The sequence below is a fragment of the Kluyvera sp. NPDC087067 genome (assembly GCF_044745165.1).
In the GTDB taxonomy this organism is placed as follows: Bacteria; Pseudomonadota; Gammaproteobacteria; order Enterobacterales; family Enterobacteriaceae; genus Kluyvera.
The window spans coordinates 22,731-33,848 of record NZ_JBIUZS010000010.1 but is presented as its reverse complement, the minus strand read 5'-3'; the positions used below and the strand labels follow the sequence as shown (position 1 = coordinate 33,848).

The following is an 11,118-nucleotide window of genomic DNA, read 5'->3' as shown; positions in this document are numbered from 1 at the left end:
CCATCTGCTTATGTATCTCATGAACGCGCCGCTCTCCTTGCCAATGCGCCGAGGCAGCCCATGCCACCACGCCGCAAGCCAGCCAGACCGCGCAAACGCATATTGCCCAGCCACGAAGGCGTCGGAGAAATCGCGTGCGCCGCCAGGGCAGAAAATTGACGGGATCCTTCATGACCATGACGCCCCCATAGCCAGCGCAATGGCGACGGCGAATGGAGCGTCATTGACGGGTAACGGCGGCTGCTTTTGGATGATGGGCGACCACGGGTCAAAATAGCTGTGCGCATCTATCGCCGAACCGCAGCACACCAACTGATGGGCTTCAATGCCTAATCGCTCACCCAGCCGGGTCAATGAAGGTGCCTCCTGATGCGGCATGTGCCCCCACGCTTCCCGGCTGGCCCACAACCACTGTGCGTTTTCAGATAAAACCAGCACCGCATCACTCACCTGCACAAAAGGCAGCAAAGTCTGCAACGCGCAGGCATCCGGGGTGATAGCGACTATCTGCAATTGCAGCCGTTGCGCCAGCCTTTGAAGGCGTGAAACATCGTGCTGCTGGGCCGCCGTGACGTTCCACATCTGCTGCGGTTCGGCCAGATGATAGTCAAAGCACAGCGTGTTGGCGGCCATCTCCAGCTGCTGCGACATCGCGTTGGCAAGCCACTGCTTTTGCTCTTTTTCTCTTAATGTCATCGCCGCCCGTGGCAGCATTTTTTGTAAGGTTCTATTGGCGGGAAAAGCGATACTTACCGTGTGCTGCCTGGGGAGCTGTCGTCGCCACGGCATAAGGGCCGCAATCAGGGCCTCATCCGTGGGTTCGGGGGAAATTGCCGCGGGCAGCGGCAGTTGCCACCAGCGCTTTAATGCCCAGCCACAGCGCGTGCGCTGCAGGGCAACGATATAGACGTTATCTTGCTGAAGATGTAGACCTAACTGCCAGCATTTGAAAGCCATTTCACGATTATCCTTACGCCACCATCGTGGTGACGGCTATATCAATGATCCAGGCTTGCCTTTATACTACCGCGCGTTTGTTTATAAACTGCCCAAATGACACTCAATGGGAATTCTCCGGTGAAGTTCGTAAAGTATTTAATCATCCTTGCAGTCTGTTGCATTCTGCTGGGAGCAGGCTCGATTTATGGCCTCTACAAATATATTGAGCCACAGTTGCCCGACGTGGCGACGCTCAAAGACGTGCGCCTACAGGTGCCGATGCAGGTCTATAGCGCGGAAGGCGAGCTGATTGCGCAATACGGCGAGAAACGTCGTATTCCGATGACGCTTGACCACATCCCCCCGGTGATGGTGAAAGCGTTTATTGCCACCGAGGATAGCCGCTTCTACGAGCACCACGGCATTGACCCCATTGGTATTTTCCGTGCGGCCAGCGTCGCGCTGGTCAACGGCCATGCTTCGCAGGGTGCCAGTACCATTACTCAGCAGCTCGCGCGTAACTTCTTCCTTAGCCCTGAAAAAACGCTGATGCGTAAAATCAAGGAAGTGTTCCTTGCGATTCGCATTGAACAAATGCTGAGTAAAGATGAAATCCTTGAGCTGTATTTAAATAAGATCTACCTCGGCTATCGCGCCTATGGCGTTGGCGCGGCGGCGCAGGTCTATTTCGGTAAGCCTGCCGATCAGCTTAGCTTAAGCGAAATAGCGGTCATTGCCGGTCTGCCGAAAGCACCATCGACCTTTAACCCGCTCTACTCGCTTGACCGCGCAACCGCACGTCGTAACGTGGTGCTCTCGCGTATGCTGAGTGAAGGCTATATCACCCAGCAGCAGTACGACGAGGCGCGTAGCCAGCCGATTGTTGCTAACTACCACGCACCTGAAATCGCCTTCTCAGCGCCTTATCTGACGGAAATGGTTCGTCAGGATATGGTTAAACAGTACGGCGAGCAGGCGTATGAAGATGGCTACCGCGTTTACACCACCATCACCCGTAAGAATCAGCAGGCCGCTCAACAGGCGCTGCGTAATAACGTGATGGACTACGATATGCGCCATGGCTACCGTGGCCCATCAAACGTGTTGTGGAAAGCCGGTGAAGCGCCATGGGATAGCGAGAAAATCAGCAAATCCTTACGTCCTCTGCCTTCTTACGGCCCGTTCGTCGCCGCCGTAGTGACCGCAGCAAATCCACAGGAAGCTACCGTCCAGTTAAGCGACGGCACCTCGGTATCGTTGACGATGGAAGGCATACGCTGGGCGCGTCCTTACCGTTCCGATACCGCGCAGGGGCCAACCCCGCGTAAAGTCACCGATGTTGTGCAGGCCGGGCAGCAAATTTGGGTGCGTCAGAACGGGGATAGCTGGTGGCTGGGGCAGATTCCTGATGTGAACTCCGCACTGGTGTCAATTAACCCGCAAAACGGTGCCATTATCGCACTGGTCGGCGGATTCGACTTTAACCAGAGCAAGTTTAACCGCGCCACGCAAGCGCTGCGCCAGGTCGGTTCGAATATCAAACCTTTCCTCTACACCGCAGCGATGGACAAAGGGTTAACCCTTGCCAGTATGCTCAACGACGTGCCGATTTCACGCTGGGATGCGGGCGCGGGTTCTGACTGGCAACCGAAAAACTCACCGGCTCAATATGCAGGGCCAATTCGTCTACGTCAGGGGCTGGGGCAATCGAAGAACGTCGTCATGGTTCGCGCCATGCGCGCGATGGGCGTCGATTATGCCGCAGAGTATTTGCAGCGTTTCGGTTTCCCGGCTGAGAACATCGTCCATACTGAGTCGCTGGCCCTGGGCTCCGCTTCGTTTACGCCGTTACAGGTAGCACGTGGCTACTCCGTCATGGCCAACGGCGGCTTCCTGGTCGACCCGTACTACATCAGCAAAATTGAAAACGATCAGGGTGGCGTACTGTTTGAGGCGAAGCCAAAAATCGCCTGCCCTGAATGCAATATCCCGGTTATCTATGGCGATACGCAAAAGTCTAACGTCCTCGAAAATAAAGACGTGGAAGATGTTGCCGTGTCGCAAACACCGCAGAACTCAACGGTACCGATGCCGGAACTTGAGCAAGCAAACCAGCAGTTAGTGGCGCAGGTTGGCGCGCAAGAGTACGCACCGCACGTTATCAACACGCCGCTGTCGTTCCTGATTAAGAGCGCGCTCAACACCAATATCTTTGGCGAACCGGGCTGGCAAGGCACCGGCTGGCGCGCCGGGCGTGATTTAGGGCGTCACGATATTGGCGGGAAAACGGGGACCACCAACAGCTCGAAAGACGCCTGGTTCTCCGGTTATGGCCCGGGTGTGGTGACTTCCGTATGGATTGGCTTTGACGATCACCGTCGTGACCTCGGCCGCACCAGCGCCTCCGGGGCAATTAAAGATCAAATTTCCGGCTATGAAGGTGGTGCTAAGAGCGCCCAGCCGGCCTGGGACGCCTTTATGAAGCAGGTTCTCGCCGGCGTACCTGAGCAACCGCTGACGCCACCGCCGGGCATCGTGACCGTCAATATCGACCGGAACACAGGACAGCTAGCCAATGGGGGCAGCAGTCGCCAGGAGTACTTTATTGAAGGAACGCAGCCGACACAGCAGGCCGTTCACGAGGTGGGTACCGAGGTGATTGATAACGGGGAAACCCACGAGCTGTTCTAATCACTATATGTCAGGGCTTTGCTCAAAATAGAAAAGGCGCCGCTGGCGCCTTTTTTACTGCGAGTCCGCTTACAACCGGCCCTGCGCCTGCAACCACTCGCGCAGTAAAAACAGCGCGCTAACGTTACGGGCTTCGCTAAAGTCCGGGTCGTCCAGCAGGGCCATCAGGTTCGAGAGCGGCCAACGCACCTGTGGCAGCGGTTCGGGCTCATCGCCAGGTAACGATTCCGGGTAGAGATCTTCTGCCACCACAATATTCATTTTGCTGGAAAAATAGGACGGCGCCATGCTCAGCTTTCTCAGGAACACCATCTGGTGCGCGCCAAAGCCCACTTCCTCTTTCAGTTCACGGTTGGCCGCTTCCATCACCGTTTCACCGGGATCGATGAGACCTTTTGAGAACCCCAGCTCATAGGATTCCGTACCCACGGCATATTCGCGAATCAAAATAATATGATCATCGATAATCGGCACGATCATCACAGCTTCGCGGGAAGAGGGTTTCATACGTTCATAAACACGACGTACGCCGTTGCTGAACTCTAAGTCGACGCTTTCCACATTAAAAAGGCGAGACTTCGCGACGGTTTCAACATGAAGGATGGTGGGTTTCTGTAATGATTTGCTCATTGGGCCGGGATCTTTGCTGTAGTGACTTTTATCATTGTGCGATAGGTATTGACTTCCAGCAATGCATAAAGCGTTTAATTTACATTATTGCAACCTTTAACTTCTCATCTCTCATTTCTGGATAAATGTCAAGGGGTTGAATTACAATTGGGAATTAACTGATATTCGTGTTGCTACGGGTTTGTTATGCTTACGTGTTGCGAGAGTCTATAGGCTCAATTTGTGACCTCTGTAATACGTGCCAATGGTTTATACGAAAGCAGGCAACTTAAGAGACCTCTAAAATAAGTATGATGGGAAAAGCATGGGCACACTGATGATCTCTACCGTAGCGATACTGATCTGCGCCGTGCTGGTCGGCTGGCTATTGCGTAAACGGAATAAGCGCCTTCAATTGCCGTGGCTGCACCTCTTCCCCGGCGCTACGACGCGTAAGCTGACCGATGATGAACGCCAGGGCGTAGAAAACTACCTTGATGAGCTTAACCGAGGCCGGCAAGTTCCCGCTTCTGGATCGGCTGTCGCCCCTTCTGTGCTGACGCTCAGCGCGCAGAGCCATACCGTCTTTTCGCTGACCCGCGCGATTACACGCTACGGCATCACCACTGACGATCCGAATAAATGGCGCTATTTCCTCGACTCGGTCGAAGTGCATTTACCGCCGTTCTGGGAACAGTACATTACTGACGAAAACAGTATTGAACTGGTTGTCACCGATGATATGCCGCTGGTTATCGCGCTAAACGGTCACTCGCTCAAAACCTATTCGCCAGAAAATAAACCGCTGGCGCTGGAAACCTCCTCGTCGACTCAGGCCTCCATTCGGGGTGAGGAAAGTGAGCAGATTGAACTGCTCAACATCCGTCAGGAAACCCACGAGGAGCACGCGCTCAGCCGCCCTGACGGTCTGCGTGAAGCCTTGCTGATTGTTGCCGCCTTCCTGCTGTTTTATTGCAGCCTGATCTCACCCGCCGTGTTCTCACCGTGGATCATCGGCTGCGCCGTATTGCTGCTCGGCGCCGCTATGTGGGGGCTGTTTGCGCCGCCAACCAAATCGTCGTTACGCGAGATCCACTGCCTGCGCGGCACCCCGAAACGGTGGGGGTTATTTGGCGAAAACGATCAAGAGCAGATCAACAACATCTCGCTTGGGATCATCGACCTTATCTATCCTCGTCACTGGCAGCCGTATGTCGCCCAGGATTTGGGGCAGAAAACCGATATCGATATTTATCTCGATAGGCACGTTGTCCGCCAGGGCCGTTTTCTCTCTTTACATGATGAAGTCAGAAATTTCCCGCTTCAGCACTGGCTGCGCAGTACGGTGATTGCCTGTGGCGCGCTACTGGTGGTTGTGATGATGTGGGTCAGCGTACCGCTGAATATGCCGTTTAAGTTCACCGTATCCTGGCTTAAAGGCGCACAAACCATTGAAGCCAAAGACGTACGCCAACTGGCACAAGCTGGCGTACGCGTAGGTGATACGCTGCAGATTCGTGGCGTTGGCATGTGTAATATTCATTCGCCAGGCACCTGGACTGCCCAGGAAAACTCGCCGTTCCTGCCCTTTGATTGCTCGCAGATAATCTGGAATGACGCTCCTCGCCTGCCGCTTCCTGAGTCCGAAAGCGTTAACAAGGCCACAGCGTTAGTACAGGCGGTTAGCCGACAGCTGCATCCAACCCCGGATGATGACTCTCGCGTCAGCCCGGCGCTGCGCTCTGCTATTCAGAAATCAGGGATGGTGCTGCTGGATGACTTTGCCGACATCGTGCTGAAAACCAAAGATCTTTGCGCCGCCGCCGATGACTGTATTCGCCTGAAAAATGCCTTAGTTAACCTCGGCAATACCCGCGACTGGGAGACGCTGGTGAAGCGCGCCAATTCAGGCAAGCTTGACGGCGTGAACGTGCTGCTCCGTCCGGTTAGCGCTGAGTCACTTGATAATCTGGTCGATACGTCCACCGCGCCGTTCATTCTGCGCGAAACCGCCCGCGCGGCGCAGGCCTTAAATAGCCCGGCGCCGGGGGGATTCCTCATCACCAGTGATGAAGGCAGCGATATGGTCACTCAGCCGTATCCCACCACCACGCTCTACGACTACCCGGCGCGAGAGCAGTGGCAGGAGTTTCAGCGGCTGGCGGGGATGCTGATGCACACGCCATTCCAGGCCGAAGGAATTGTCACCAATATCTTTACCGACGCTAACGGCACCCAGCACATCAACCTGCATCGCATGCCGGATAGCAGCGGGCTGTGGCATTACATTGAGATAACGCTGCTCATGCTGGCAATGACGGTGTGCGCAATTTATAACGGTGTCCAGGCAGTGCGCCGCTATCAGCGCCATCGTGAACGCCTGGCCGATATTCAGAAATATTACGAAAGCTGCATCAACCCCGTCATGATATCCGCACCGGACAGCTTTAACAGCCTGTCCCAGTAACGACCATCGCGCGACAGGGTATGATACTCTGTCGCGCATTTCTTCCGTCTGGAGTTTCACCATGCATTTTGATATCGCCTGGCAAGAGGTGGATACCGTTCTTCTGGACATGGATGGCACCCTTCTCGACCTCGCCTTCGACAACTATTTCTGGCAGAAACTGGTGCCTGAAACCTACGGTGCCAAGCTGGGAATTAGCCCACAGGCGGCGCAGGAGGCTATCCGCCAGGAGTACCGAGCAGTGCAACATACGCTAAACTGGTACTGTCTGGATTACTGGAGCGAGCGTCTGGATTTGGATATCTGTGCGATGACCACAGAGCAAGGGCCACGCGCGGTACTGCGCGATGACACGATCCCGTTCCTTGATGCGCTGAAGGCCCAGGGCAAGCGGCGCATTCTGCTGACCAATGCGCACCCACATAATCTGGACGTGAAACTTAAACATACTGGCCTTGATGCACACCTTGATTTATTACTTTCCACCCATACATTTGGTTATCCGAAAGAGGATCAGCGGTTATGGCAGGCGGTGAAGGAAAAAACGGGTCTGGAAGCCGAGCGTACGTTATTTATCGATGATAGCGAGCCGATTCTGGATGCTGCCGCCCACTTTGGGATCCGCTATTGCCTCGGCGTCACCAATCCCGACTCCGGTCTTGCGGATAAGCAGTATCTGCGTCATCCCGCGCTTAACGATTACCGTCGTTTGATCCCCTCAATTAACGCCTGTCCCACTAGGCGTAATTGTTGAAGCCAGTTTGGCGCCGGACAGCGCGCAAAAATGGCGAATAAAATAGCCTAATGGGATAGGCAAGGAGTGACCATGAAAGAGAAACCTACCGCAGGCGTCAGGCTGGATAAATGGCTGTGGGCCGCACGTTTTTATAAAACGCGCGCGCTGGCACGAGAAATGATTGAAGGCGGTAAAGTTCACTATAACGGGCAACGCAGTAAGCCCAGCAAAGTGGTTGAACTGGGCGCACAGCTCACGCTTCGTCAAGGGAACGATGAACGCACCGTGGTGATTAAAGCCATCACGGAGCAACGGCGCCCGGCAACCGAAGCCGTAGAGCTTTACGAAGAGACGGCTGAAAGTATCGAGAAGCGCGAAAAAGTCGCGCTGGCGCGCAAGCTCAACGCGCTGACGATGCCGCACCCAGACAGACGCCCGGACAAAAAAGAGCGGCGCGACCTGATGAGATTTAAACACGGTGACCGCGAATAACGGTCACCCAAGAGAGAAAATTATGACTCAACACGATCAATTACATCGCTATCTGTTTGAAAACTATGCCGTGCGTGGCGAGCTAGTCACCGTTTCCGAAACGCTCGAACAAATTCTGGAAGGCCATAGCTATCCGCAGCCGGTGAAAAACGTACTGTCAGAGCTGCTGGTGGCCACCAGCCTGCTGACCGCGACGCTGAAATTTGATGGCGATATTACCGTCCAGTTGCAGGGCGATGGTCCGATGACGCTTGCGGTGATAAACGGCAACAATCATCAGCAGCTGCGCGGCGTCGCGCGCGTGCAGGGCGAAATCCCGGAAGACGCCTCGCTGAAAACGCTGGTCGGCAACGGCTATCTGGTAATCACGATCTCCCCTGCGGAAGGTGAGCGTTATCAGGGCGTGGTGGGTCTGGAAGGCGATACCCTGGCGGCCTGCCTGGAAGACTATTTCCAGCGTTCCGAACAGCTGCCAACGCGCCTTATCATTCGTACCGGCGAGTCAGACGGTAAACCGGCTGCGGGCGGTATGCTGCTGCAGGTGATGCCAGCGCAAAACGCCCAGCCGGAAGATTTCGAACACCTGGCGGCATTGACCGACACCATCAAAGCCGAAGAGCTGTTTACGCTGCCGGCAAACGATGTGCTGTGGCGTCTGTACCACGAAGAAGAAGTCACGCTGTACGATCCGCAGGACGTAGAGTTCAAATGCACCTGTTCACGCGAACGTTGCGCAGAGGCGCTGAGAACGCTGCCGGATGAAGAAATCAACAGCATCCTGGCAGAAGAAGGCGAGATCGATATGCACTGCGATTACTGTAATAGCCATTACGTTTTCAACGCGATGAATATTGCCGAGATCCGCCATAACGCCTCTCCGGCGGATCCGCAGGTTCATTAAGTCTGAAGTCTCTCCCGGCGGCGCGCAGCGAAGCCGGGCTACCATACGTGTAGATACTGTGGGCATTGACAACATGTAGGCCTGATAAGCTACGCGCCATCAGGCATAACCGCGCACATTGCCGGATGGCGGCTTTGCCTTATCCGGCCTACATCAATCGGTAGCCCGGCCAAAAGCAGTGACGCCGGGAAGCCCTTACACTACCGCCGATATTCCAGCACCACGGTCTCATCCCCTAAGGTGATATCGCGCCAGGCTTTTGGTTTTGCCCCAACCTTCCCTTCGCGTACCGCCTTCAGTAGCACCGCTTTCGTCACGCCTTCAGGCAGGGTCGTCTCGGCTTTAAATTCCCAGCCCCTTTCATCCCGGCTGAAAACCAGCAGCGCATTGTCACCAAACGCATACAGCACCTGCTCTGGCTGCCCGTCGCCATTCAAATCCTGGCTTACCAGCACACAGCTATCTGTCTCACGACATGATTCCACTCTGTAATGCAGTCCAATAACTGCATCCCACAACGATTTATCCGGCGGCAGACTGCCCGAGGTCACCATCACATTTTTCGCCAGCATCGCTGCCGTTAATTGTGCCGTACCGAGATCGCCGTTAAGCAGTTGGGTAAGCTCACGCTTGCGTTTAGCATCTTTGATAAACTCAGGATCTTTCTGGAGCGCCAGCATCGCTTCACGGCCCGGCTTACCGCTGTGCGAAAGCATATACAGGCTGATTTGATCGGCTTTGATTTTACCGCTGTGATAGCGAGCCATATGGCTGTTGACGCTGATGCGCCAGCTATCAAGCACTGGCGTGTGTAACAGTACCAGCAGGGTTAATCCCAGTAGCGACACGCCCAGATGTATCTTGCCCATAGACGCGCAAGGATTCTGGCGATGGCGCAGCAGGCTTATCAGATAACCCACTGACCAGACCACTAGCACGATGACCACCAGTGCACCCTGCAAACGCTCGGCGCTCCAGCCGTACTGCCCAACGCGCAGCCACAGCGCCCATCCGGCAAGCAGCGGATAGACAGGCGTCACTATTATCGCCGTCTGGATGAGATAGCGTAACGCGCGTGGATAGCCAAGCTGCGGTTTGTGCGGTTCCCACACCATGGCCGTCAACAGCAGCTGAATCAGCGCCAGCACCGAAAACAGACCGGCGGTCGAGATACGTTGTGAAATCACCGACAACCCCGTAAACGGCAGTGTCAGCAGGAACAGCAGCACCAATAGCGAGACCAGCGGCAACAGGCCGGTCGCAATCAACGTCAGCAATTTCTGGATGGCGACGATGAGCCGTGGATGCTGACGCGCGAGAATCACCGTCAGCGACGTCACCAGACCAATCACCAGGTAGACAAACCACTCGGTTTCAAAGAACAACTTATTGAAAAATTCGATATTGGCTAGCTTAAACAGGCCGCTCCATAGCAGCAAAATCAGCCACACCAGGCCATTGGCAATGGCAATCAGCAAAAGCGTTAATATGTTCTGCCACTGCTGGGTATAAAAATGGGCGTAACGGGTCACGCCGGGCTCTGCTTGCAGACGGTACTGCATCCACGGCAGGACTAATAGCATCATGAGTATCAGGCACCAGCCGTAGTTCCACAGGATAGCGTACTGCCGCCAGCTATCTTCAGCGCTAAGGCTGCTTTTAAGCCAGCCGCCCATCCCCAAAACCACCGCCAGGATTAGCGCCGACCAGACCCATAGCGCCCGCTGTTTGAAAGAGACGACGGAGAACAGCACCACAGAAGATAATGCCAGGCTTCCCGGCAACGCATAAAACATCCATCCGCTGTGCTTGGGTATCAGGTAAACCGTCAGTAAATAGCACAAAAAACCTTGTACCAACCCGGTTAGCACCATGCCCCAACGGGTAGGTGAGGAAAGAGAATTTACAGCATCCATATCGAGATTCCCGTTTCTGCGGTCATTAATTACGCTCTTTTGCGTATCCACCAGCACCAATAAAACGAATTATGCTCAGCGAGGTGAATCGTTTTAATGCATGAAAGCATTACGTAGTTTTCTTTCATAAATGAGATTGATTTCACATTTATGTCGTAAATCGAACTATTTTTTAACCATTTAAGAACATTCACGCCAAATATGCGGCTTTTCCTGTCATAATCCCTGCCGCTTCGTGACAGGAGTCACAATGTTTTCGTAAGTAAGACGTTTGTCGGGATACGTAAATCTATGAGCCTGGTCGCGGTCAACAACCCCAAAATACACATAGAATTTGTGGCAGTACATATTGGCTAAGGAGCAGTGA

At 54.4% G+C, this 11,118-nt stretch carries 8 protein-coding genes; 5 read left to right on the top strand and 3 right to left on the bottom strand.

Annotated elements, in window-relative coordinates; genetic code table 11:
• Positions 1-168 precede the first annotated feature (168 nt).
• Positions 169-957 (bottom strand): pilus assembly protein, encoded by a 789-nt coding sequence (locus ACIPDS_RS19895; protein WP_400739571.1) that lies wholly within the window; start codon positions 955-957, stop codon positions 169-171.
• A gap of 120 nt (positions 958-1,077) precedes the next feature.
• Here ACIPDS_RS19895 and mrcA point away from each other — a divergent pair, with 120 nt between their 5' ends.
• Positions 1,078-3,630, top strand: coding sequence for a peptidoglycan glycosyltransferase/peptidoglycan DD-transpeptidase MrcA (gene mrcA / locus ACIPDS_RS19890; protein ID WP_400739568.1), 2,553 nt, complete (start codon positions 1,078-1,080; stop codon positions 3,628-3,630).
• A 69-nt stretch (positions 3,631-3,699) separates the two neighbouring features.
• On the opposite strand, the gene nudE is transcribed toward mrcA, so the two are convergent.
• Positions 3,700-4,260, bottom strand: a complete 561-nt coding sequence (gene nudE / locus ACIPDS_RS19885; RefSeq protein WP_166515453.1) for an ADP compounds hydrolase NudE — start codon at positions 4,258-4,260, stop codon at positions 3,700-3,702.
• A 304-nt stretch (positions 4,261-4,564) separates the two neighbouring features.
• On the opposite strand from nudE, the gene ACIPDS_RS19880 reads away from it, so the two are divergent.
• The 4 genes from ACIPDS_RS19880 (at position 4,565) to hslO (ending at position 8,835) form a co-directional block, all read left to right on the top strand.
• Positions 4,565-6,706: an intracellular growth attenuator family protein gene (locus tag ACIPDS_RS19880; protein ID WP_400739564.1), complete on the top strand. Its 2,142-nt coding sequence runs from the start codon at positions 4,565-4,567 to the stop codon at positions 6,704-6,706.
• 61 nt (positions 6,707-6,767) lie between these two features.
• A complete protein-coding gene (gene yrfG / locus ACIPDS_RS19875) occupies positions 6,768-7,460 on the top strand; it encodes a GMP/IMP nucleotidase (protein ID WP_400739561.1) in 693 nt (230 codons plus the stop codon).
• A 72-nt stretch (positions 7,461-7,532) separates the two neighbouring features.
• Positions 7,533-7,934, top strand: coding sequence for a ribosome-associated heat shock protein Hsp15 (hslR, locus tag ACIPDS_RS19870; RefSeq protein WP_166515450.1), 402 nt, complete (start codon positions 7,533-7,535; stop codon positions 7,932-7,934).
• 22 nt (positions 7,935-7,956) lie between these two features.
• Complete coding sequence (hslO, locus tag ACIPDS_RS19865; RefSeq protein ID WP_400739558.1) at positions 7,957-8,835, top strand: Hsp33 family molecular chaperone HslO; 879 nt, start codon at positions 7,957-7,959, stop codon at positions 8,833-8,835.
• Positions 8,836-9,035: 200 nt separating this feature from the next.
• On the opposite strand, the gene ACIPDS_RS19860 is transcribed toward hslO, so the two are convergent.
• A complete protein-coding gene (locus ACIPDS_RS19860; RefSeq protein WP_400739555.1) occupies positions 9,036-10,751 on the bottom strand; it encodes a DUF4153 domain-containing protein in 1,716 nt (571 codons plus the stop codon).
• Between the last annotated feature and the right edge of the window lie 367 nt (positions 10,752-11,118).